Source organism: Aquibium sp. A9E412, assembly GCF_030398335.1.
GTDB lineage: Bacteria > Pseudomonadota > Alphaproteobacteria > Rhizobiales > Rhizobiaceae > A9E412.
This window is the reverse complement of sequence record NZ_JAOAOP010000006.1, coordinates 12,737-34,069: the sequence shown is the minus strand read 5'-3', so window position 1 is coordinate 34,069 and position 21,333 is coordinate 12,737. Positions and strand designations below refer to the sequence as shown.

The window sequence follows — 21,333 nt, the reverse complement described above, 5'->3', positions numbered from 1 at the left end:
GGCCAGGGGCCGGCACGGCGGACCGGCCGCCGCCGGCCCGCCATGCGGCCGCCGGCCGCCCCGCGGGGAGCGGCCGACGGCGCATCATGCCGCTACTGGTTGGCGCTCTGGAACTCGCGCAGCAGCGCGTTGCCGCGCTCGGCGGCCGCCGACAGCGCCTCCTCGGCCGTCTTGTTGCCCGACCACAGCTCCTCCAGCTCCTCGTTGATCACGTCGCGGATCTGGACGAAGTTGCCGAAGCGCAGGCCGCGCGAGTTCTCCGTCGGCTCGTTGAGCGAGAGCTGCCGGATCGCCGTGTCGGTGCCCGGGTTCTCCTCGTAGAAGCCCTGCTCCCTGGCCAGCTCGTAGGCGGCGGTGGTGATCGGCACATAGCCGGTCGACTGGTGCCAGTCGGCCTGCACCTCGGGCGAGCTCATGTGGTTGAAGAACTCCGCGACGCCCTGGTAGTCCTCGCCCTCGTGGCCCGACAGGACCCACAGCGTGGCACCGCCGATGATCGAGTTCTGCGGCGCCTCGGCCGTCTCGGTGTCGAGCGGCAGCATCGTCTGGCCGAAGGCGAACTCGGCCTGCTGCTGCATGTCGGCATAGTAGGCGGAGGAGTTGATCCACATCGCGCATTCGCCGCTGGTGAACAGCGGCAGGCTGTCGCCGCGCCGGCCGCCATACTTGAAGGTGCCCTGCTCCTGGCTGTCGGCGATGCGCTGCAGCAGCGCCGTCAGCCCCTCCGCCTCGTCGAACACCAGCTCGGTGTCGAAGCCGGCGAAGCCGTTCTCGCGCGTGCCGATCGGCTGGTCGTGCCAGGCGAGATAGTTCTCGATCATCGTCCACGACTGCCAGCCGAACGAGATGGCGCATTCGTGGCCGTCGGCCTGCAGCTTGTCGGCGACGGCGAAGACGTCGTCCCAGGTCCGCGGCACGTCGGCGCCGACCCGGTCGAGCAGGTCCTTGTTGTACCACATGACCGGCGAGGACGAGTTGAACGGCAGCGACAGCAGCTCGCCCGCGGGCGTCGAATAGTAGCTGCGCACGGCCGGCAGATAAGCCTCCGCGTTCCACGCGACGTCGGCCTCGGCCATCATCTCGTGCACCGGCTTGACCGCGCCTTCGGCGGCCATCATCGTCGCGGTGCCGACCTCGAACACCTGCACGACGTGCGGCTGCTCGCCGGCGCGGAAGGCGGCGATCGCGGCGGTCATCGTCTCGGTGTAGTTGCCCTTGTAGACGGGCACCACCTGGAAGGCGTCCTGGCTCTCGTTGAAGCCGGCCGCGATCGCCTCGACCTTCTCGCCGAGCGCGCCGCCCATGGCGTGCCACCACTGGATCTCGGTCCTGTCCTGGGCGTTCGCGGGAAGCGCCACGCCGGCCAGCGCCGCGGCCATCATCAGTTTGCTGAGTGTCATCGGAATCTCCCGTTGCCATCCTCGGTGAATGGAGGCCGTTTCATGCCGGGGCTGTGTAACGGTCGAATGACAGCGCGGCCGGCCACATCGCCGCGGCGACGCGGGCAGCCTTCGGGAGGAGCAGGCGAAGGGCCGCCGAAGCGGCCGCGCAAGGCGTCAGGACCGCCGGCGGACGGCCGCCGACGACGGATCGACGAGCGCCTGCGGATCGCGCGGCGCGGGATCGAACAGCGCGCCGGCCGGCCGCGCCGGGCCGAACAGCGGACCGCAGACGAGGTCGGCGCCGCAGTCGAGCGCGGTGGCAAGCTGGCGCGGCGTGGCGATCGCGTCGACCAGCACCTCGGCGCCGTCGTCCTGCAGCATGGCGACCAGCGTGCCCAGCATGCGCAGCGCCGGCGCCACGCCGTCGAGCCGCGCCAGCCAGCCACCGTCGAGCCGCACCAGGTCCGGCCGCAGCCGCGCGATCAGCGCCGGCATGCGCTCGGCCGGGCCGTCGGCGCCGAGCGCCAGCGCCAGGCCGTGGGCGCGCACGGCCTCGACCAGCATCGCCTCGTCGTCGGGCGCGAGGCCGGCCATGCCGGTCAGTTCGCACACCGTGCGTGCCGGCTCGACGCCGGCCTCGGCCATGTGCCCGGCGAGCAGGCGCAGGTCGCGCAGCGCCGGGTCCGGTCCCGCCCCGGCGTCGAGCGCGTAGCGCAGGAACAGCCCCAGCCCCTCGACGCCGAGATGGCCGTGGTTGCGCACGTGCAGCGTCTGCCACAGCGTGGCCAGGAACCGGCGCTCCGGCGCGTCGAGCGCGGCAAGAAGGGCCGTCGCCGCGACCGTGCGCCCGTCGGCGACGATGTGCGCCTGCCCCTCCACCGCGACCGGCACCAGGCCTTCGGGCCGCACCGCCAGCACCGGGGCGAACGCGGTCTTGACCACCGCCGCGCCGAGCCGGGCATAGGCGAGGCCGATCTCGTCGACGAAGATCGCCTGCTCCACGCGCGCCACGTCGGCCATGCTCAGCCGCCGCGCCGGCCGAAGACGCGGCCGCGCGGCGCGGTGCGCGCGGCCGCATCGCCGAATCCGGCGGCAGCCCCGACCCGTTCCGGCACGGGCGGCTGCGGGCGCTCGGCGGGCCGTCTTTCGGGCGGCGTTTCACGCGCCGCGCGGAACACGGCGAAACCGGTCGGCGCCAGTTCGGGGCGCGCCAGCACGTAGCCCTGCACCATCGCCGCGCCGGCGCGGGCGGCCAGGTCGAGCTGCCAGCCCTCCTCGATGCCCTCGAAGACGGTGGCGATCCCGCGCCCCTTGAACTCGGCGACCATCGCCGACAACAGCCCGAAGCCCGGCCCCGATTCCATCAGCCGGGTGATCCACTGGGCGTCGAACTTGACGATGTCGGGCCGCAGCTCCTTGATGCGATGGATGTCGGAGTGCTCCGCGCCGTAGTCGTCGACGGCGATGCGGAAGCCGTGCGCCCTGAGCGCCTGCACGAAGGCGCCGAGCGCGGCCTCCGACTGCGAGGTCTGCTCGGTCACCTCGCACACCACGCGCTCGGGCGCGATGCCGGCCTCGTGCAGCACCAGGCGCATGTCGCGCAGCGCCTTGTCGCTGACCGCCCGGTCGCAGAACAGCGACGGGTCGAAATTGACGAACAGATCAGTCGCCGGATCGAGGCAGGCGCCGGCGTTGAGCAGGTGCAGCGTGCGCGTCAGCGTCTCGACATGCAGCCGGTCGGGCGCCGGCACGTTGCAGAAGAAGGTGCCCGGCGACACCCGCTCGCCGTCGCGGAACGGTCGGATCAGCCCCTCGAAGGCGGCGATCGCAAGCCGCCCCTCGGCGTCGAAGGCGAAGATCGGCTGGAAGGCGCTCTTCAGCGTATAGACGCCCCACACGCCGACCGAGGTGCCGTCGTCCTGGCGGATGATGTGTGCCAATCCCACGCTGCGCGACACGGCGGGCGGTTCCGGTTCGTCTCAGGGCGTACGCCCGTCATCCTGCCACTGGAAGGCTTGCCCGGCCGTTAACGCCGCGCCGGCCTTGCGATTCGCCCGGCGATCGGACATTACAGGCCCGCCCGCGCCCGTCGGGCGCACATCCTCGAGGAGTTGACACCCCATGGCCTTTCTTGCCGACGCCCTGACACGCGTGAAGCCCTCCGCGACCATCGCCGTCACGCAGAAGGCGCGTGAGCTGAAGGCGCAGGGCCGCGACGTGATCGGCCTCGGCGCCGGCGAGCCGGACTTCGACACCCCCGACAACGTCAAGGAGGCGGCGATCGAGGCGATCCGCCGCGGCGAGACCAAGTATCCGCCGGTCTCCGGCATCGCGCCGCTGCGCGAGGCGGTGGCGGCCAAGTTCAAGCGCGAGAACAACCTCGACTACCGGCCCGAGCAGACGATCGTGGCGACCGGCGGCAAGCAGGTGCTGTTCAACGCCTTCATGGCGACGCTCAACGCCGGCGACGAGGTCATCGTGCCGACCCCCTACTGGGTGAGCTATCCCGACATGGTGCTGCTGTGCGGCGGCACGCCGGTGTTCGCCGAGACCTCGATCGACAACGGCTTCAAGCTGACGGCCGAGGCGCTCGAGGCGGCGATCACCGAGCGCACCAAGTGGCTGATCATGAACTCGCCGTCGAACCCGTCGGGCGCCGCCTACACGGCCGACGAGCTGAAGGCGATCGCCGCCGTGCTGGAGCGCCACAGCCACGTCTGGGTGCTGACCGACGACATGTACGAGCACCTGACCTACGGCGACTTCGTCTTCCGCACCATCGCCGAGGTGGCGCCGGCGCTCTACGAGCGCACGCTGACCATGAACGGCGTGTCCAAGGCCTATGCGATGACCGGCTGGCGGATCGGCTATGCGGCCGGCCCGCAGGCGCTGATCAAGGCGATGGACATGGTGCAGGGCCAGCAGACGTCGGGCGCCTGCTCGATCTCGCAGTGGGCCGCGCTCGAGGCGCTCACCGGGCCGCAGGATTTCGTCGCCCGCAACAAGGCGATCTTCCAGGGCCGTCGCGACCTGGTGGTGTCGATGCTCAACCAGGCCAAGGGCATCTCCTGCCCGGTGCCGGAGGGCGCCTTCTACGTCTACCCCTCCTGCGCCGGGGTGATCGGCCGCAAGGCGCCGTCCGGCAAGGTGATCGAGACCGACGAGGACTTCGTCTCGGAGCTGCTCGAGGCGGAGGGCGTGGCGGTCGTGCACGGCTCGGCCTTCGGCCTCGGCCCCAACTTCCGCATCTCCTACGCGACGTCCGACACGCTGCTCGAGGAGGCGTGCGCGCGCATCCAGCGCTTCACGGCCTCGCTCGGCTAGCGCCCGGCAAAGGCCACCGGTCCGACCTTGAAGGGGCGAGAGTCGCGGGCGCGAATCTCGCCCCTTGCCCGTTCGTGAAAGCCGTGTGACGATGGTCTCGGCAGCGCGTCCGGCAAGAGGCGCGCGCCCGCGCGACGGCCGCAGGCCGGCCGCCGCTCATGGGAGCACGTGAGAGGAGGTCGGGATCATGGGCACACGCGCCGGAGGCAGGCGCTCGGGACCGAAATGCGTCGCCATTGTCGGTCCCTTCGCCAGCGGCAAGACGACGCTTCTCGAGGCCATCCTGGCGCGCACCGGCGCCATCGCGCGGCAGAACGCCGTCGGCTCCGGCGGCACGGTCGGCGATCATGCGCCGGAGGCGCGCGCGCACGCCATGAGCACCGAGGCGACGGTCGCCACGACCGACTTCATGGACGACAGCATCACCTTCGTCGACTGCCCCGGCTCGGTCGAGTTCGCCTTCGAGGCCGAGCCCGTGCTGGCCGCCAGCGACGTCGCCGTGGTCGTGGTCGAGGCCGACGAGAAGAAGATGCCGGCCCTGCAGCTCATCATGCGCCGGCTCGACGCGCTCGGCGTGCCGCGCATCCTGTTTCTCAACAAGATCGACAAGTCCGACGCCGCGGTGCGCGACACGCTGAAGATGCTGCAGGCGACGAGCGCCACGCCGCTGCTGCTGCGCCAGATCCCGCTGCGCAAGGACGGCATCGTCGTCGGCTCGATCGACCTGGCGCTGGAGCGCGCCTACGTCTATCGCGAGCACGCGCCGAGCGAGATCACCGAGACGCCGGACGACGACAAGGCGCGCCAGGTCGAGGCCCGCTTCTCGATGCTGGAGACGCTGGCCGACCACGACGACGCGCTGATGGAGCAGCTTCTGGAGGAGATCGAGCCGGCGCGCGACGCGGTGTTCGACGATCTCGCCGCCGACCTGCGCGACGGCTCCGTCACGCCGGTGCTGATCGGCGCGGCGGAGAAGGGCCACGGCGTGCTGCGCCTGCTCAAGGCGATCCGCCACGACGCGCCCGACGTCGAGGCGACGCGCGCCCGCCTCGGCCTCGAGGCCGGCGACGACGCGGTGCTGCAGGTCGTCAAGACGATCCACACGCCGCATGGCGGCAAGCTGTCGGTGGCGCGCGTGCTGGCCGGCAGCGTCGCCGACGCGACCGAGCTTCACGCCGCCGGCGCGAGCGGCAAGGTTTCCGGCCTGTACACCCTGCTCGGCAAGGAGCAGACCAAGCGCACGCATGCCGAGACCGGCGAGACGGTCGCGCTCGGCAAGCTCGACGCCATCGCCACCGGCGACACGCTGACCACCGCCAGGGGCGGCATCGCCGCGCTGGCGCCGCTCGCCCCGCCGCAGCCGGTCTACGCCGTCGCGCTGCGGCCGAAGGAGCGCAAGGACGAGGTCAAGCTGTCGGCCGCCCTGCACAAGCTGCTCGAGGAGGACGCCTCGCTGTCGCTCGAGCAGAACCAGGACAGCGGCGAGACGGTGCTGTCGGGCCACGGCGAGATGCATCTGCGCGTCGTGCAGGAGCGGCTCGAGGGCAAGTACCAGATCCCGGTGGAATCGCAGCCGCCCGGCGTCCCCTACCGCGAGACGATCCGCAAGGGCACCACCCAGCGCGGCCGCCACAAGAAGCAGTCGGGCGGCCACGGCCAGTTCGGCGACGTGGTGCTCGACATCAAGCCTTTGCCGCGCGGCGCCGGCATCGAGTTCACCGACACCATCACCGGCGGCGTCGTGCCGAAGCAGTACATCCCCTCCGTCGAGGCCGGCGTGCGCGACTATCTCAAGGCGGGGCCGCTCGGCTTTCCGGTCGTCGACATCGCCGTCAACCTGGCGGACGGGTCGTACCACACGGTCGATTCCTCCGACATGGCCTTCCAGATGGCGGCGCGGCTGGCGATGAAGGAAGGAATGGCGGCATGCTCGCCGGTGCTGCTGGAGCCGGTGCTCAAGGTCGAGATCTACACGCCCTCCGACGCCACCGCCAAGGTGACGGCGATCGTGCCGCAGCGCCGCGGCCAGATCCTCGGCTTCGACGCGCGACCCGGCTGGCCCGGCTGGGACGTGGTGGAGGCGATGCTGCCGCAGGCCGAGATCGGCGACCTGATCGTCGAGCTCCGCTCGGCGACGGCCGGCGTGGCGAGCTACAGCGCCCGCTTCGACCACATGGCCGAGCTCGTCGGCCGTCATGCCGACCTGGCGATGAGCGCGGCCGGCAAGGCGGCGTAGCACGCCGCGCTCAGGCCGGGCGCACCCGACGCCCGCAACCAGGCGGCGAGATCGCCGAGACGAGACGCGATGCCGCCGGAAGGCCGCGGCCGGCCTTCCGCCGTCGCGGGCGAGAGCGTTTTCTGGCGCGGTGGACACCGCTTCGCGGTCCGCAAAGCGCGCGAACGGCAACGAGCCGGAGCCGGTCGGCAAATCCGTGACGGGCGGGGCGGCGCCAGCCCGGCCGGACAAGCGAACCGGCCGGCGTCGCGTGGGCGCAGGCAAAAAAAAGAGCCGGATCGCGAAGATCCGGCTCAAGATTGGAAGTGCCTGTAAGGCGAAACCTCCAGAGGGGAACACTCGCGAGCGTTAATGGGAGGAGAACACGCTCACGAGATGGCTCTGATATGAGCGTTCTTTGCTCAAATAACAAGCAGCGTGGCGTGCATTGCACCTATGCGCAAAGTGCATGGCTGCCTGTTGGGCGGCCATTGCCTTCAAAACGTCCAGGTGCGCGACTTGGAAAGCAGGAAATCGCGGAAAACGTGCAGCTTCACCTGGTGCTTCATCGCGTCGGGATAGCAGAAGTAGGTGTCGAAGGACGGCACCTCGGTCTCCGGCAGGAGTTGCACCAGGCCGTCGTCCTTGCCGACCATGTAGTCCGGCAGCATGGCGATGCCGGCGCCGCGCTGCACGGCGATCTTGATCGACAGGATGTTGTTGATCTGCAGGGTGGCGATCCGCTTGCTGCCTTCCGGCCGGCCGGCCGTCTCCAGCCAGTTCATGTCGCTCAGATGCACCGGCACCGATTCGCCGAAGGTGACGATGCGGTGGCGGTCGAGATCGGCGACCGAGGTCGGCTTGCCGTGCCGGTTGACGTAGCCCGGCGAGGCATAGAGGTGGAAGTGCACGGTGAACAGCTTGCGCTGGATCAGGTCGGGCTGCTGCGGCTGGCGCATGCGGATGGCGCAGTCGGCCTGGCGCATGGTCAGGTCGAGCTCCTCGTTGGCGAGGATGAGCTCGAGCTGGATGTCGGGGTAGAGGTCGACGAACTCGGGGATGCGCTCGGTCAGCCAGCCGGTGCCCAGCCCGACGGTGGTGCTGACCTTGAGCATGCCCGATGGCCGGTCCTTGGCCTCGAGCAGCCGCATCTTGACGCTCTCGAGCTTCATCAGCACGTCATGCGCCGTGCGGTAGAGCATTTCGCCCTGCTCGGTCAGCACCAGGCCGCGCGCGTGGCGGTGGAACAACGGCACGCCGACGTCCTTCTCGAGCGCGCTCACCTGGCGCGAGATCGCCGACTGCGACAGATGCAGCGACTCGGCCGCATGGGTGAACGAGCCGGCCTCCGCCGCGGCGTGAAACACGCGAAGCTTGTCCCAGTCGAATGCCATGGTTTTTCAGCCGCCTCGTGCTACTCGGCAGCCACGCGAACCGTCTCCAGTCCCGCGAGATATTTTTCCGCCTCGAGCGCGGCCATGCAGCCGAGTCCCGCCGCGGTGACCGCCTGGCGATAGGTCTCGTCGGTCACGTCCCCGGCGGCGAACACGCCCGGCACGTCGGTCGCCGTGGAATCGGGCGCCGTCCACAGATAGCCGCTCGGCTTCTGCTTCAGCTTGCCGACGAACAGCTCGACCGACGGCGCGTGGCCGATGGCGACGAAGACGCCGTCGGTGGCGATGTCGGTGACCGCGCCGGTCTTGGCGTTCTTGACCCGCACGCCGTTGGCCGAGGCCGGCATCGGCGGCTTGCCCGGCGCGCCGAGGATCTCCTCGACCACCGTGTCCCACACGACCTTGATGTTGTCCTTCTTGAGCAGCCGCTCCTGCAGGATGCGCTCGGCGCGCAGGGTGTCGCGGCGGTGGATCAGCGTGACGCTGCGCGCCAGGTTCGACAGGTAGAGCGCCTCCTCGACCGCCGTGTTGCCGCCGCCGACGACCACCACGTCCTTGCCGCGGTAGAAGAAGCCGTCGCAGGTGGCGCAGGCCGACACGCCGAAGCCCATATAGGTCTGCTCCGATGGCAGGCCGAGCCACTTCGCCTTGGCGCCTGTGGCGATGATCAGCGCGTCGCAGGTGTATTCGGCGCCCGAATCGGCGGTCAGCCGGAACGGCCGCCGCTCGAGATCGACCGCCGTCACCGTGTCGTGCACGATCTCGGTGCCGACATGCTCGGCCTGCTTGGCCATCTGCTCCATCAGCCACGGACCCTGGATGACGTCGGCGAAACCAGGATAGTTCTCCACGTCGGTGGTGATGGTGAGCTGGCCGCCCTGTTCCAGGCCGGTGATCAGCAGCGGCTCGAGCATCGCGCGGGCGGCGTAGATCGCGGCGGTGTAGCCGGCGGGGCCCGATCCGATGATGATCACGGGCGCGTGGCGGCTGGTCATGGGTCTCGTCCTTTATCAAGCGGAAGCGGCCGGCGGCGCAAAGCGGCCGCCCTCGATCTAAGTATTCCGTCCCCTCCTGTGCAAGGCAACTGCGCCTTTTCGCACAGCCGGTTTCCGCTGCGGCAGACGCGGCCCAGCATGCCGCGCACGCGCCGCCGATGCAACGCGCTTTGCTTGGCCGCGCGCTTGCCATAGCCTTGCCTCGCCGGCAGGAAGCGAGTCGCCCGCCGCACCGACCCACGAGGAGCCCATGCCGCTCAAAGCCGACCTCGACGCGATCGACTGGAAGATTCTCAAGGAGCTGCAGGACGACGGGCGCATCACCAATGTCGAGCTGTCGCGCCGCGTCGGCATCTCCGCCCCGCCCTGCCTGCGCCGGGTCAAGCGGCTCGAGGAGGCGGGCATCATCCGCGGCTACCGGGCGCTGCTCAACAGCCCGGCGCTCGGCTACGACGTCGTCGCCTTTTGCCTGATCGGCCTGCACCTGCAGTCGGAGGCCGAGCTGAAGATCTTCGCCGAGCGCACCCGTCAGTGGCCGATCGTGCGCCGCGCCTGGATGGTGTCGGGCGATTCCGACTTCCTGCTGCACTGCGTGGCCACCGACCTGTCGACCTTCCAGGGCTTCGTCATCGAGGAGCTGACCTCGACGCCGAACGTCGACACGGTGCGCACGGCGCTGACCATCCGCCAGGTCAAGGACGTCGGGCTGGTCGCCATTCCCGATCAGCCGGCCTGACGGCAGCGGGCGCATGGGAGCGAACAAGCTCACCGAACCCTACTGGCTTGCCTGGCTGAAATGGCATCTCTACCGCCGCCGCAAGGGCGCGCGCCACGCCGCGATCTGGCAGGCGCGCCGCTTCATCCGCGGCCTGCCCGACGGCGGGCTGATGGTCGACTGCGGCGCCAATGTCGGCGACGTGTCGCGGCTGTTTCTCGACAAGGGCTACACCGTGCACGCCTTCGAGCCGGACCCCGACGCGCGCGCCGCGCTCGAGCGCAGGCTGGGCGATCGGCCGGGGCTCACCATCCACGCCGCCGCCGTGTCGGACGCGGCGGGCGAGATGGTGCTGCACCGCATGTCGGGCGGCCTCGACGGCACCATCTCCTCGTCGCTCTACCGCCGCGACGTGCATGCCGGCGGCGACACGGCGACGGTGCCGGTCGTCGATCTGTTCGCCTTCATCGCATCGCTCGGGCGCCCTGTCGACGTGCTGAAGCTCGACATCGAGGGTGCGGAGGTGCCGGTGCTCGAAGCCATGCTCGCGGCACGCCACGACCGGCGCATCGGCCATGTGCTGGTGGAGACGCACGAAAAGTTCTCGCCCGACTTCGCCGCCCGGATCGAAGCGATCCGCCGGCGCCTCGACGCGCTCGGCGTCGCCAACGTCAACCTCGACTGGCAGTGACGGCGAAGCGGAAGGCGGCCAGCGCCTTGTCGTACATCACCGCGCGCGAATAGCGCGCGACGACGCGCGCGCGCAGCGCGTGCAGCGCCTCGGCCGGTGCCGGCCCGGCGATCATCGCCCGCATCGCCGCGGCCAGCGCCGCGGCGTCCTGCGGCGGCACCAGGGTGGCCGCCGTCAGCCCCTGCGTCAGCTCGGGGATGCCGCCCGTCGGGCAGCCGAGCAGCGGCGTCTCGCAGGCCATCGCCTGCAGCATCGCCTGCGGCACCCCCTCGTTGGCATAGCTCGGCAGCGCGAAGACGTCGGCGGCCTGCAGATAGGGCACCACGTCGGCCTGCCGCCCGGTCATCACCACGCGCTGCGCCAGGCCGTGCCGCGCGATGAGCTCGCGCAGCGCCGCCTCCTGCGGCCCGTCGCCGACGATCACCAGCATCGCGCCGGGATGGTCGAGCCGGGCCAGCGCCTCGATCAGATAGGCATGCCCCTTCCACGAGCGCAGCGTGGCGACGATGGCGAAGACGAAGGCGTCCGCCGGCAGGCCGACGGCGCGGCGCGCGGCGGCCCGGTCGCCGGGGCGGAAGGTGTCGGTGTCGATGCCGGTCGGCACCGCCGCGATGCGGCCGGCCGGCAGGAAGCCGTCGCCGGTCAGGCTGTCGACGATCGACTGGCTCGTCGTCATCACGAACTCGGCGCCGCGATTGTAGAGCCAGCGCGTCGCCCGGCCGCGCGAGACCGGTGTCGAGATGTGCCGCGTGCGCACGATCGCCGGGCGATGCGCCAGCGTCAGGCGGGCGAGCGCGGCCAGCCAGTGGTCGGTGCTGGAATGCGGGTTGACCACGTCGGGCCGCCAGGCGGCCAGGAAGCGGCGCATGGCGGCGAGCCCGGCCGGCCGCTTGCGGCCGATCGGCAGCGCCGTGCACGCGATGCCGTAGTCGGGCGCGGCGGCGAAGATGTCGCTGTCGGCCGGGCAGACCAGATGCACGGCGTGCCCGGCGTCCTGGAAGGTGGCCGCCTCGGTGAGGATGCGGATCTCCTGCCCGCCCCAGCCGCGCGAGGCCTCGGTGTGCAGGATGCGGTAGCGGTGGTCGGCGGTCATGCCAGCTCCCGGTAGAGGTCGAGCCAGAGCCGCGTCGTGCGGCCGAGATCGAAGCGCCCGCGCAGCGCCGCCGCGCCCACCCGCCGGTCCGCGAGCGAGGCGAGCACGGCAGCCAGCGCCGCGGCCAGGTCGTCGGCCGCGCGGCTGGCGACCGCGCCGGCGCCGTAGCGCACGACGAGCTCGCCGACGCCGGCGTCGGCCGTGGTGACGACGGGCAGGCCGCAGGCGATCGCCTCGATGGCGGCGTTCGGCATCGGATCATAGAGCGTCGGCAGGGCGAGCATGTCGGCGGCGTGCAGCACCGGGCGCACGTCGGCCATGGCGCCGAGCAGGCGCACGCGCCCGCCGAGGCCGCGCCGGCGCACCAGCCGGGCGAGCCGGCGCGCCCGCTTGTCGCGACCGGCGATCGCCAGGTGCACCCCGGCGAGCGCCGGCAGCGCCAGCGCCTCGACCAGCGCGAAGGCGCCCTTGCGCTCGAAGCCGGAGCCGACGAAGGCGACGAGCGGCGCCTCGGGGTCGAGGCCGAGGGCGGCGCGCGCCGCCGCCTTGCCGCCCGCCTCGGGCGGCCGGAAATGCGCCAGGTCGACGCCGTTCTCGATGACGCGCAGCCGGTGCGCCGGCACCGCCAGCCAGTCGGCGATCTCGCGCGCCACCATGCGGCTGTTGGCGACGAACACCATGTCGGTGTCGCGCGCCATGCGCCTTTCCGTCTTCGTCAGCAGCTCGTGGAAGGCGTCGAGCGCCAGCAACGGCCGCCGCCAGGCCGCTCGCTCGCGCGCCAGCCGCTCGAGCCAGGCCGCGTGCACGCCGTCGCCGGCGCGGAAGATGTCGGCCTCCAGGATGCGCTCGTGGCTCTGCACCAGGTCGAAGCCGCCGCCGCGCAGGGCGCGGCCGGCCGCCTTCTGGAACTTGCGGTAGCGCCGCGCCCGCCCGCCATGCGCCCGCTTCAGCCGGAGCCAGGCCTGGTCGGGCGCAGCCGTCGTGCCGACGTCCTCGGAGACCAGCGTGACGTCGATGCCGGCCGCCGCCAGGCCCTGGCTGGTGTTGGCGATGAAGCGCTCGGCGCCGCCGGCCGAGGCGAAGCGGCGCCGCACGATGGCGAGCCTCATGTCTCCCCGCCCCTCTCCCAGCCGACGGCGAGATAGCGCCAGAAGGTCTCCTCGGCGCGGAAGATCGCCGCCACCAGCCCGTGCCGGCCGTCGCGAAAGCCGGCCTGCAGCAGATAGGCCTTGAGGAAGGCGACATGGGCGCGCAGCAGCGCCGAGGCCAGCCCGCCGCGCCTGCCGCGCCGGCGCCGCACCGCGGCCGAGGCGAGCGCATAGGCGCGCAGCTTGGTCAGCACGTCGTCGATGTCGCGGTAGCTGTAGTGGATCAGCGGTTCGGCGAGATCGCCGACGCTGCCGTCGACCAGCAGCGCCTCGTGCACGATGGCGTCGGTGAAGCGGCAGCGCTCGCGCCGCGCCAGCCGCAGGATGCGGTCGGGATGCCAGCCGCCGTGCCGCATGAAGCGGCCGAGGAACATCGACAGCCGGTCGAGCCGGTAGCCGTCGTGCCGGCCGGACGCGATCGCCGCGCGGATCTCGCCGGCAAGCCCCGCGCCGACGCGCTCGTCGGCATCGACCGACAGCACCCAGTCGGTGGTGGCGAGGTCGAGCGCGCGCTGCTTCTGGATGCCGAAGCCGGCCCAGTCGGCGCGCACGGTCACCCGGGCGCCGGCGGCCTCGGCGAGCGCCACGGTGCGGTCGCGGCTGCCGCCGTCGACGACGACGATCTCGTCGCAGAAGGCGAGCGCGGCGAGACAGTCGGCGATGTCGTCCTCCTCGTCGCGCGCGATGACGATCGCGCCGAGGCTGGGGCGCGCCGCGCTCATCGCCCGGGCGCCGCGAGCGTGGCGGCCAGTTCGGCCGCCGTCAGCGGCGCGCCCGCCCCGCCCGGCACGAAGCGGCCGTCCTCGGCGATGCGCAGGGCGCGGCCGACGCCGGCGCGCCGGCCGGCCTCAACGTCGTCGTGTTTGTCGCCGATCATCAGCGAGCCGGCGAGCACCAGCCCGCCCGCCTCGGCCGCACGCAGGAGCATGCCCGGATTGGGCTTGCGCATCGGGTGGTCGACCGCGTGCAGCGGCCCCGTGCCGCTCTCGTGATAGGCGCAGGCGAGCACCATGGCGACGGCGATGCCGTGCCCGGCGAGCAGCGCGTGCATGCGTGCGTCGACGGCCGCGAACTCGGCCCAGCCGAGCAGACCGCGGGCGATGCCCGACTGGTTGGTGACGACGACGACCGGCATGCCGGCCGCCGCGGCCGCCTTCAGCACCGGCAGCATCGCCGGGCGCAGCGCCACCTCCTCGGGCCGACGCGGATAGCCGGTGTCGACGATCAGCGTGCCGTCGCGGTCGACGAACAGCGCCCGACGGCCGCGCAGGGCTTCGCCGGAAACGCGCCGGTCGACCCACAGCCCCGGCTCGACCAGCGCGGCCGGCCGCGCGAGCCCGCCCGCCGCCTCAGCCATCGCAGAGCCGCGTCTCCACCATCCCGCACAGATGGTGGTAGAGGCACAGATGCCCCTGCTGGACGAGCGGCGTCTCGCGCGCGGGCACGGCGAGCAGGATGTCGCACAGCGGCGCCAGCGCGCCGCCGCCGGCGCCCGTCAGCCCGACGACCGTCATGCCGACGGCGCGCGCCTTCTCGGCCGCCGCGACGATGTTGGCCGAGTTGCCGCTGGTCGAGATGGCGAGCAGCACGCCGCCGGGCGCGCCATGCGCCTCGACCTGCCGGGCATAGACGCTGTCGAAGCCGTAATCGTTGCCGAGCGCCGTCAGCACGGCCGGGTTGGCGGACAGCGCCACCACGTTGTAGGCCCTGCGCTCCTTGAGGAAGCGGCCGACCAGCTCGCCGGCGATGTGCTCGGCATCGCTCGCCGAGCCGCCATTGCCGCACACCAGAAGCGCCCGCCCGGCGGCGAGCGCCGTCGCCACGGCCTCCGTCGCCGCCGTCATGCCGGCGGCGAGCGCATCGTCGCCAGCCATCGCCGACAGGAGATCGGCCGAGCGGGCGAGATAGGCCGAAAGCGCGGTCCCGCTCATGCCACCGGTGCGTCCCGCAACGCCGTCAGCCGGTCGATGGTGGCGGTCGTGCTGCGGCCGCCGACGAGGTCGACCAGCATCACCCGGCCGCCGCGCGCCGTCACGTGGTCGGCCCCCACCACCGTCTCCGGCGTGTAGTCGGCGCCCTTGACCAGAAGGTCCGGGTCGAGCCGGCGGATCAGCGCGAGCGGCGTGTCCTCGCCGAACACCACCACCAGATCGACCGCGGCCAGGCCGGCCAGCACGAAGGCGCGGTCGCGCTCGCCGTTGACCGGCCGCCCCGCGCCCTTCAGCCGGCGCACCGAGGCGTCGCTGTTGAGGCCGACCACCAGCCGGTCGCAGGCGCGCCGGGCGCTCTGCAGCAGCGACACGTGGCCGGCATGCAGGATGTCGAAGCAGCCATTGGTGAAGCCGACCGTCAGCCCCTCGCGCCGCCAGGCGGCGACCAGGCGCGCCGCCGCGTCGGCATTGACCACCTGCTCGGCCGCGCCGGCCGGATCGTGCGTGCGCGACAGCGCCGCCGTCAGCTCGTCGACGGTGAGCTGCGCGGTGCCGCGCTTGCCGACGACGACGCCGGCCGCCGCGTTGGCGAGCGCGGCGGCCGCGCCGCGCTCGTAGCCCGCCGCCAGCGCCAGCGCGAAGGACGCCACCACCGTGTCGCCGGCGCCCGACACGTCGAACACCTCGCGCGCCTCGGTGGCGATGTGGCGCGCGCCGTCCGCCTCGATCACGCTCATGCCCTTCTCGCTGCGCGTGGCGAGCACGAAGGAGAAGCCGTGCGCGGCGATCAGCGCCTGGCCGGCGGCGGCGATCTCCGCATCGCCGTGCACGGGACGGCCGACCGCCTCGCCGAGCTCCTTGCGGTTGGGCGTCACCGCGGTGGCGCCGGCGTAGCGCGCATAGTCGCCGCCCTTGGGGTCGACGAGCACCGGCCGGCCGGCCGCGCGCGCCCGCGCGATCAGCGCCGCCGCCATGCCGTCGGCCAGCATGCCCTTGCCGTAGTCGGACAGGATGACGATGTCGGCGCCGGCCAGCGCCGCGTCGAAGCGCGCCAGCACCGTCTCGCGCTCGTCCGGCGCCAGCGCGCGCACCTCCTCCTCGTCGAAGCGCAGCACCTGCTGGTTGAGCGCGCTGAAACGGCTCTTGCAGGGCGTCATGCGGCCGCGGCTGGAGAAAAGCCCGTCGGCCGCGACGCCGCGCTCGCCGAGCAGCGCCAGGATGCGCCGGGCGGCCGCGTCGTCGCCGATGGCGGCGACCGGCAGCGCCTGCGCGCCGAGCGCCGTCACGTTGGCCACCACATTGCCGGCGCCGCCCAGCGCGGCGCTCTCGCCGCGCCCGTGCAGCACCGGGATCGGCGCCTCCGGCGAGATGCGCTCGATGGTGCCGTTGACGAAGCGGTCGAGGATGAAGTCGCCGGCCACCAGCACCTTCAGCCCGGCGAAACGCCGGGCGAGGTCGGCGGTCGGCCCGCCGTCCTGCGGCAGCGATGGACCTGGCGTGTCGCTCATGGACCTGCCGATATACCGCAACGCGGCAGCGCGCAACCGCGGCCACCGTTCGGTCGACAGCCCCCGACGGCTTCATTATAAGGGCGCGCGGCTTCACATGGGGAACGGACAATGATCGTCGTCACCGGCGGCGCGGGCATGATCGGCAGCAACATCGTGGCCGCGCTCAACGCGGCCGGCCGCGACGACATTCTCGTCGTCGACGACCTGACCGACGGCACCAAGTTCCGCAACCTGGCCGACCTGTCAATCGCCGACTACGAGGACAAGGACGCCTTTCTCGCGCGCGTCGGCCGCTCCGCCGTCGGCCCGGTCGAGGCGGTGTTCCACCAGGGCGCCTGCTCGGCGACCACCGAGTGGAACGGCCGCTACATGATGGAGGTCAACTACGCCTACTCGAAGGCGCTGCTGCACTTCTGCCTGAAGGCGCGGGTGCCCTTCCTCTACGCCTCCTCGGCCGCCGTCTACGGCGCCAGCGAGGCGTTCGCCGAAGAGCCGGCGCTGGAGCGCCCGCTCAACGTCTACGGCTATTCCAAGAAGCTGTTCGACGACTATGTGCGCCGCGTCGCGCTGATCGAGGGCCAGTCGCAGGTCGTCGGCCTGCGCTATTTCAACGTCTACGGCCCGCGCGAGGACCACAAGGGCGCGATGGCCTCGGTCGCCTTCCACCTGTTCAACCAGGTGACGGCCGGCGAGAACCCGAAGCTGTTCGGCGCCCATGACGGCTACGGCCCCGGCGAGCAGAGCCGCGACTTCGTCCACGTCGCCGACGTCGCCGACGTCAACCTGTGGTTCCTCAACGGCGGGGCGAGCGGCATCTTCAACTGCGGCACCGGCCGCGCCGAGCCGTTTCGCAGCGTCGCCGAGAGCGTCATCGCGGCGACCGGGCGCGGCGCCGTCGAGTACATCGACTTTCCCGACCACCTGAAGGACCGCTACCAGAGCTTCACGCAGGCCGACATCGGCCGCCTGCGCCGGGCCGGCTACAACGGCGCCTTCCGCGACGTGCGCGCGGGCGTGACGGACTATGTGGAATGGCTGAAGCACCGTCGATCCTGGTGATCGGGCCCGCCTGGGTCGGCGACATGGTGATGGCGCAGTGCCTGTTCGCCGCGCTCAAGGAGCGCTGGCCGGACGCCGCGATCGACGTGCTGGCGCCGGCCTGGGCCAAGCCGCTGGTCGCGCGCATGCCGCAGGTGCGCGAGGGCCTCGAGGCGCCCTTCGCGCGCGGCCGGCTCGCGCTCGCCGCCCGCCGCCGGCTCGGCCGCGCGCTGGCCGGCCGCTACGACCGCGCCTATGTGCTGCCGGGCAGCTGGAAGTCGGCGCTGGTGCCCTTCTTCGCCGGCATCCCCGTGCGCACCGGCCACCGCCGCGAGATGCGCTACGGGCTCCTCAACGACATCGTGCCGCTGCCCGAGGCGATGAAGCGCAAGACCGCGCAGGCCTTCGCCACGCTCGCCGGCGACGCCGCGCTGCGCCATCCGCGGCTCGCGGTCGACGGCGACAACCAAGCGGCGCTGCTGGCCGCGCACGGGCTGACGGCGGGCGGCTACGCCGCCTTCATGCCGGGGGCCGAGTTCGGCCCGTCGAAGCGCTGGCCGGCGGCCAGCTACGCCGCGCTCGCCGAGCGGCTCGCCGCGCGCGGCCTGCCGGTCGTCCTGCTCGGCTCGCCGCGCGACCGCCCGGTGACGGCCGAGATCGCCGCCGCGGCGCCGCGGGCGATCGATCTGGCCGGCCGAACGCGGCTGGAGGACGCCGTCGACCTGATCGCCGGTGCCCGCGTGGCGGTGACCAACGACAGCGGCCTGATGCATATCGCCGCCGCCGTCGGCGTGCCGGTGGTGGCGATCTACGGCTCGACCTCGCCGGCCAACACGCCGCCGCTGACGGCGCGCCGCGAGCTGGTCACGCTGGCGCTCGACTGCTCGCCCTGCCACCGCCGCGAGTGCCCGCTCGGCCACACCGACTGCATGAACCGGCTCGCGGTCGAGCGCGTGCTGGCCGCCGTCGACCGGCTCGTCCCGGCCGCGGCGCCGTGAGGCTGCTTCTCGTCAAGACGTCGTCGATGGGCGACGTCATCCACACCTTCCCGGCCGTCACCGATGCGCTGGCGGCGGTCGAGGGGCTGGCGATCGACTGGCTGGTCGAGGCGCCGTTCGCGCCGCTTGTCGCGCTGCATCCCGGCATCGGCACCGCCATCCCGGTCGCGATGCGGCGCTGGCGCCGCCGGCCGCTCGACGCGGCGACGCGCAGCGCCGTCGGCGATCTGCGCCGCCGGCTGAAGGCGGCGGGCTACGACCGCGTGCTCGACGCCCAGGGGCTGATGAAGAGCGCGCTGCTGGCGCGCCTGGCCGGCGCGCCGGTCGCCGGATTCGACCGCGCCAGCGCCCGCGAGGGCTGGATCGCGCCGCTCTATGCCGAGCGCCACGCCGTGCCGCGCCGGCTGCACGCCATCGCCCGCACGCGGCTGCTGTTCGGCCAGGCGCTCGGCTACCGGCCGGATCTCGACACGGTGCGCTACGGCCTCGCTGCGCCGCGCATGCCGGCGCGCGGCAATGGCGACCGCGCCTTCCTGCTGCACGGCACCACCTGGCAGAGCAAGAAATGGCCCGACGCCGCCTGGGCGCGGACGGCGCGCGGCCTGGTCGAGCGTGGCCTGACGCCGGTCACCACCTATGCCGACGACGCCGAGCGCGCCACCGCCGCGGCGATCGCCGCCGCGGTGCCGGAAACCGTGGTGCTGCCGAAGACCGATCTCGCCGCGCTGGCCGGCCACATCGCCGGCGCGCGGCTGGCGATCGGCGTCGACACCGGGCTGACGCATCTGGCGACCGCGCTCGACGTGCCGACGGTGGCGCTGTTCCTGGCGACACGGCCCGGCCTGACCGGGCCGGTCGGCCGGCGCTGCGCGACGCTGAGCGCCCTGCCCGACGATCCCGGCCTGGCGCCCGTCTCGCGCCGCGCGGCCGTGCCGGCCGGCCGGACGATCACGCCCGAGCAGGTGCTGGAGACGGCGGAGGCCCTGCTTGCGGGGGACTGACGGTCGGCGCTGCCGCGGCGGGCCTCAGCCCCACTGCACCTTGACGATCTCGTAGCCGCGCGCGCCGCCCGGCGCGTTGACCTCGACGGAATCGCCGACCTCCTTGCCGATCAGCGCCCGTGCGATGGGCGAGGAGATGGAGATGCGGCCCGACTTCACGTCGGCCTCCTGGTCGCCGACGATCTGGTAGGTCTTTTCTTCCTCGGTGTCCTCGTCGACGAGCACCACCGTGGCGCCGAACTTGACGCTGGAGCCCGACAGCTTCGACACGTCGATCACCTCGGCGCGTGCGATCAGGTCCTCGAGCTCGCCGATGCGGCCCTCGTTGTGGCTCTGCGCTTCCTTGGCCGAGTGGTATTCGGCGTTCTCCGACAGATCCCCATGCGCCCGCGCCTCGGCGATCGCCTCGATGATACGCGGCCGCTCTTCCTGCTGGCGCCAGCGCAGCTCCTCCTTCAGCGATTCGAAGCCCCCCTGGGTCATCGGGACCTTGTTCATGTCACTCAACCTTTCCTGGCTTTGCGCCGGCCCGAAGTGCCGCCGGCGGTGAAGACAAGACACAAAAAAGAAAACGGTCCGACAGCGTCCGCCAACGGAACCGTTTTCGAGCAAACCGCCCTGAATATACCAGTTCCATACGCAATTTCACGACAAATTTCGCGGCCTGCGGCATCCGGTCCGGCCGCCCGTGCGCCGCCGGTCTTGTGGCGCGGCGGCGCCGTCCTATCTCGCCGAAGGTGAGGAGGAGAACCGCCATGCCCATGCCGTTTGCCGCCGTTCTGGCGCTCGCCGCCGGCCTCGGCCTCGCCGCGCCGCACGCCGCGGCGCAGACCTTCCGCAGCGAGGCCGTGACGCTCGAAGCCGAGATCCTGGCCGACGGGCTCGCCCATCCCTGGGGTCTCGCCTTCCTGCCGGACGGTGCCGCGCTGGTGACCGAGCGGCCGGGCCGGCTGCGGCTGTTCCGCGACGGCCTCCTGTCGGAGCCCGTCGCCGGCGTGCCGCCGGTCGCCGCCACCGGCCAGGGCGGCCTGCTCGACGTCGCCGTGGCCGGTGACTTCGCCCGCTCCGGCACCGTCTTCCTCGCCTATGCCGAGCCGGGCGACGGCGGCGCCGGCACCGCGGTGGCGCGCGCCCGCCTGGTACAGGAGGACGGCCGGCCGCGGCTCGATGACGTCAGGGTGATCTATTCCATGCCGCGCAAGACCGGGTCGGGCCGGCATTTCGGGTCGCGCCTCGTCGTCGCGCCCGACGGCACGCTCTTCGTCACCATCGGCGACCGCGGCGAGCAGGATCGCGCGCAGGACGCGCGGGACGCCGCCGGCTCGGTGCTGCGCATCGCCACGGACGGCAGCGTGCCGGCGGACAATCCCTTCCGCGACCGCGCCGACGCGCTGCCCGAGCTGTGGTCGATCGGCCACCGCAACCCGCAGGGCGCGCTGTGGGACCCGGTGACCGACGCGCTGTGGACGGTCGAGCACGGCGCGCGCGGCGGCGACGAGGTCAACCGGCCGGCACCGGGCGGCAATTACGGCTGGCCGGTGGTCAGCTACGGCCGGCACTACTCCGGCGCCCGCATCGGGGTCGGCAGCCAGGCGCCCGGCTACCGCCCGCCGCTCTACCACTGGGACCCCTCGATCGCACCGTCCGACGCGGTCGTCTACGACGGCGCGATGTTTCCCGAGTGGCGCGGCGACCTGCTGGTCGGCGCGCTGAAATACCAGCTCGTCAGCCGGCTGAAGCGCGACGCGTCCGGCGCGATCATCGGCGAGGAACGGCTGCTCGAGGGCGCCTTCGGCCGCATCCGCGACATCGACGTGGCGCCCGACGGCTCCGTGTGGCTGCTCAGCGACAAGCCCGACGGCGAGATCGTCCGGCTGACGCGCGCCGGCTGAGCGCG

The 21,333-nt window shown here is 72.3% G+C and carries 20 protein-coding genes; 8 read left to right on the top strand and 12 right to left on the bottom strand.

What is annotated here, in order from left to right; genetic code table 11:
• Window positions 1-92: 92 nt before the first annotated feature.
• From ugpB to N1F89_RS04480, 3 genes are all read right to left on the bottom strand, one after another.
• Window positions 93-1,400, bottom strand: a complete 1,308-nt coding sequence (gene ugpB, locus N1F89_RS04490; RefSeq protein WP_290081881.1) for a sn-glycerol-3-phosphate ABC transporter substrate-binding protein UgpB — start codon at window positions 1,398-1,400, stop codon at window positions 93-95.
• A 156-nt stretch (window positions 1,401-1,556) separates the two neighbouring features.
• On the bottom strand, window positions 1,557-2,402 hold the full coding sequence (locus N1F89_RS04485) for an EAL domain-containing protein (protein WP_290081879.1): 846 nt from the start codon (window positions 2,400-2,402) through the stop codon (window positions 1,557-1,559).
• Between the two features lie 2 nt (window positions 2,403-2,404).
• The gene (locus N1F89_RS04480; RefSeq protein WP_290081877.1) at window positions 2,405-3,340 is read right to left on the bottom strand and encodes an EAL domain-containing protein; all 936 of its coding nucleotides are present in this window, start codon (window positions 3,338-3,340) and stop codon (window positions 2,405-2,407) included.
• Window positions 3,341-3,503: 163 nt separating this feature from the next.
• Here N1F89_RS04480 and N1F89_RS04475 point away from each other — a divergent pair, with 163 nt between their 5' ends.
• Both N1F89_RS04475 and N1F89_RS04470 read left to right on the top strand, forming a co-directional pair.
• Entirely contained in the window at window positions 3,504-4,706 is a 1,203-nt protein-coding gene (locus N1F89_RS04475; RefSeq protein ID WP_290081876.1) for a pyridoxal phosphate-dependent aminotransferase, read from the top strand.
• A gap of 187 nt (window positions 4,707-4,893) precedes the next feature.
• Window positions 4,894-6,942 (top strand): elongation factor G, encoded by a 2,049-nt coding sequence (locus N1F89_RS04470; protein ID WP_290081874.1) that lies wholly within the window; start codon window positions 4,894-4,896, stop codon window positions 6,940-6,942.
• Window positions 6,943-7,418: 476 nt separating this feature from the next.
• On the opposite strand, the gene N1F89_RS04465 is transcribed toward N1F89_RS04470, so the two are convergent.
• Together N1F89_RS04465 and trxB are read right to left on the bottom strand one after the other, a co-directional pair.
• Window positions 7,419-8,315, bottom strand: coding sequence for a LysR family transcriptional regulator (locus N1F89_RS04465; protein WP_290081871.1), 897 nt, complete (start codon window positions 8,313-8,315; stop codon window positions 7,419-7,421).
• 20 nt (window positions 8,316-8,335) lie between these two features.
• Window positions 8,336-9,310, bottom strand: a complete 975-nt coding sequence (trxB, locus tag N1F89_RS04460) for a thioredoxin-disulfide reductase (protein ID WP_290081868.1) — start codon at window positions 9,308-9,310, stop codon at window positions 8,336-8,338.
• A 250-nt stretch (window positions 9,311-9,560) separates the two neighbouring features.
• Between trxB and N1F89_RS04455 the strand changes: the two genes are divergently transcribed.
• Complete coding sequence (locus N1F89_RS04455) at window positions 9,561-10,046, top strand: Lrp/AsnC family transcriptional regulator (protein WP_290081867.1); 486 nt, start codon at window positions 9,561-9,563, stop codon at window positions 10,044-10,046.
• 13 nt (window positions 10,047-10,059) lie between these two features.
• Complete coding sequence (locus N1F89_RS04450) at window positions 10,060-10,716, top strand: FkbM family methyltransferase (protein ID WP_290081865.1); 657 nt, start codon at window positions 10,060-10,062, stop codon at window positions 10,714-10,716.
• Here the strand turns inward: N1F89_RS04450 and N1F89_RS04445 are convergent.
• The 6 genes from N1F89_RS04445 to rfaE1 are packed head-to-tail and all read right to left on the bottom strand — an operon-like array spanning window position 10,697 to window position 16,396.
• A complete protein-coding gene (locus N1F89_RS04445) occupies window positions 10,697-11,809 on the bottom strand; it encodes a glycosyltransferase family 4 protein (protein WP_290081863.1) in 1,113 nt (370 codons plus the stop codon). The genes N1F89_RS04450 and N1F89_RS04445 overlap by 20 nt on opposite strands.
• Window positions 11,806-12,918 carry a glycosyltransferase family 4 protein gene (locus N1F89_RS04440; RefSeq protein WP_290081861.1) on the bottom strand — a complete coding sequence of 371 codons (1,113 nt, stop codon included), beginning with the start codon at window positions 12,916-12,918 and terminating at the stop codon, window positions 11,806-11,808. Before N1F89_RS04440 ends, N1F89_RS04445 begins: the two co-directional genes overlap by 4 nt.
• The gene (locus N1F89_RS04435) at window positions 12,915-13,679 is read right to left on the bottom strand and encodes a glycosyltransferase family 2 protein (protein WP_290081860.1); all 765 of its coding nucleotides are present in this window, start codon (window positions 13,677-13,679) and stop codon (window positions 12,915-12,917) included. Before N1F89_RS04435 ends, N1F89_RS04440 begins: the two co-directional genes overlap by 4 nt.
• The gene (locus N1F89_RS04430; protein WP_290081858.1) at window positions 13,676-14,314 is read right to left on the bottom strand and encodes an HAD-IIIA family hydrolase; all 639 of its coding nucleotides are present in this window, start codon (window positions 14,312-14,314) and stop codon (window positions 13,676-13,678) included. The genes N1F89_RS04435 and N1F89_RS04430 overlap by 4 nt, the downstream gene beginning before the upstream one ends.
• Entirely contained in the window at window positions 14,307-14,888 is a 582-nt protein-coding gene (locus N1F89_RS04425) for an SIS domain-containing protein (protein WP_290081856.1), read from the bottom strand. Before N1F89_RS04425 ends, N1F89_RS04430 begins: the two co-directional genes overlap by 8 nt.
• Entirely contained in the window at window positions 14,885-16,396 is a 1,512-nt protein-coding gene (gene rfaE1, locus N1F89_RS04420) for a D-glycero-beta-D-manno-heptose-7-phosphate kinase (RefSeq protein ID WP_290081853.1), read from the bottom strand. The genes N1F89_RS04425 and rfaE1 overlap by 4 nt, the downstream gene beginning before the upstream one ends.
• A 111-nt stretch (window positions 16,397-16,507) precedes the next feature.
• Between rfaE1 and rfaD the strand changes: the two genes are divergently transcribed.
• Genes rfaD through waaC form a run of 3 tightly spaced genes read left to right on the top strand, consistent with a single transcriptional unit; the run spans window position 16,508 to window position 19,436 of the window.
• Window positions 16,508-17,458, top strand: a complete 951-nt coding sequence (rfaD, locus tag N1F89_RS04415; protein WP_290081850.1) for an ADP-glyceromanno-heptose 6-epimerase — start codon at window positions 16,508-16,510, stop codon at window positions 17,456-17,458.
• Window positions 17,431-18,435, top strand: coding sequence for a lipopolysaccharide heptosyltransferase II (gene waaF, locus N1F89_RS04410; protein WP_290081847.1), 1,005 nt, complete (start codon window positions 17,431-17,433; stop codon window positions 18,433-18,435). The genes rfaD and waaF overlap by 28 nt, the downstream gene beginning before the upstream one ends.
• On the top strand, window positions 18,432-19,436 hold the full coding sequence (gene waaC / locus N1F89_RS04405) for a lipopolysaccharide heptosyltransferase I (RefSeq protein ID WP_290081844.1): 1,005 nt from the start codon (window positions 18,432-18,434) through the stop codon (window positions 19,434-19,436). The genes waaF and waaC overlap by 4 nt, the downstream gene beginning before the upstream one ends.
• Before the next feature lie 24 nt (window positions 19,437-19,460).
• Here the strand turns inward: waaC and greA are convergent, their stop codons facing one another.
• Window positions 19,461-19,934 carry a transcription elongation factor GreA gene (gene greA / locus N1F89_RS04400; RefSeq protein ID WP_290081841.1) on the bottom strand — a complete coding sequence of 158 codons (474 nt, stop codon included), beginning with the start codon at window positions 19,932-19,934 and terminating at the stop codon, window positions 19,461-19,463.
• A gap of 263 nt (window positions 19,935-20,197) precedes the next feature.
• On the opposite strand from greA, the gene N1F89_RS04395 reads away from it, so the two are divergent.
• Window positions 20,198-21,328, top strand: coding sequence for a PQQ-dependent sugar dehydrogenase (locus N1F89_RS04395; RefSeq protein ID WP_290082042.1), 1,131 nt, complete (start codon window positions 20,198-20,200; stop codon window positions 21,326-21,328).
• Window positions 21,329-21,333 lie beyond the last annotated feature (5 nt).

Coding starts and splice junctions, on each gene's coding strand:
- rfaD (WP_290081850.1), top strand. CDS start 16,508: ATGATCGTCGTCACCGGCGGCGCGGGCATGATCGGCAGCAACATCGTG.
- N1F89_RS04455 (WP_290081867.1), top strand. CDS start 9,561: ATGCCGCTCAAAGCCGACCTCGACGCGATCGACTGGAAGATTCTCAAG.
- ugpB (WP_290081881.1), bottom strand. CDS start 1,400: ATGACACTCAGCAAACTGATGATGGCCGCGGCGCTGGCCGGCGTGGCG.
- N1F89_RS04445 (WP_290081863.1), bottom strand. CDS start 11,809: ATGACCGCCGACCACCGCTACCGCATCCTGCACACCGAGGCCTCGCGC.
- N1F89_RS04465 (WP_290081871.1), bottom strand. CDS start 8,315: ATGGCATTCGACTGGGACAAGCTTCGCGTGTTTCACGCCGCGGCGGAG.
- N1F89_RS04430 (WP_290081858.1), bottom strand. CDS start 14,314: ATGGCTGAGGCGGCGGGCGGGCTCGCGCGGCCGGCCGCGCTGGTCGAG.
- rfaE1 (WP_290081853.1), bottom strand. CDS start 16,396: ATGAGCGACACGCCAGGTCCATCGCTGCCGCAGGACGGCGGGCCGACC.
- N1F89_RS04395 (WP_290082042.1), top strand. CDS start 20,198: ATGCCGTTTGCCGCCGTTCTGGCGCTCGCCGCCGGCCTCGGCCTCGCC.
- trxB (WP_290081868.1), bottom strand. CDS start 9,310: ATGACCAGCCGCCACGCGCCCGTGATCATCATCGGATCGGGCCCCGCC.
- N1F89_RS04440 (WP_290081861.1), bottom strand. CDS start 12,918: ATGAGGCTCGCCATCGTGCGGCGCCGCTTCGCCTCGGCCGGCGGCGCC.
- N1F89_RS04450 (WP_290081865.1), top strand. CDS start 10,060: ATGGGAGCGAACAAGCTCACCGAACCCTACTGGCTTGCCTGGCTGAAA.
- N1F89_RS04470 (WP_290081874.1), top strand. CDS start 4,894: ATGGGCACACGCGCCGGAGGCAGGCGCTCGGGACCGAAATGCGTCGCC.
- N1F89_RS04435 (WP_290081860.1), bottom strand. CDS start 13,679: ATGAGCGCGGCGCGCCCCAGCCTCGGCGCGATCGTCATCGCGCGCGAC.
- greA (WP_290081841.1), bottom strand. CDS start 19,934: ATGAACAAGGTCCCGATGACCCAGGGGGGCTTCGAATCGCTGAAGGAG.
- N1F89_RS04425 (WP_290081856.1), bottom strand. CDS start 14,888: ATGAGCGGGACCGCGCTTTCGGCCTATCTCGCCCGCTCGGCCGATCTC.
- N1F89_RS04485 (WP_290081879.1), bottom strand. CDS start 2,402: ATGGCCGACGTGGCGCGCGTGGAGCAGGCGATCTTCGTCGACGAGATC.
- N1F89_RS04475 (WP_290081876.1), top strand. CDS start 3,504: ATGGCCTTTCTTGCCGACGCCCTGACACGCGTGAAGCCCTCCGCGACC.
- waaF (WP_290081847.1), top strand. CDS start 17,431: ATGGCTGAAGCACCGTCGATCCTGGTGATCGGGCCCGCCTGGGTCGGC.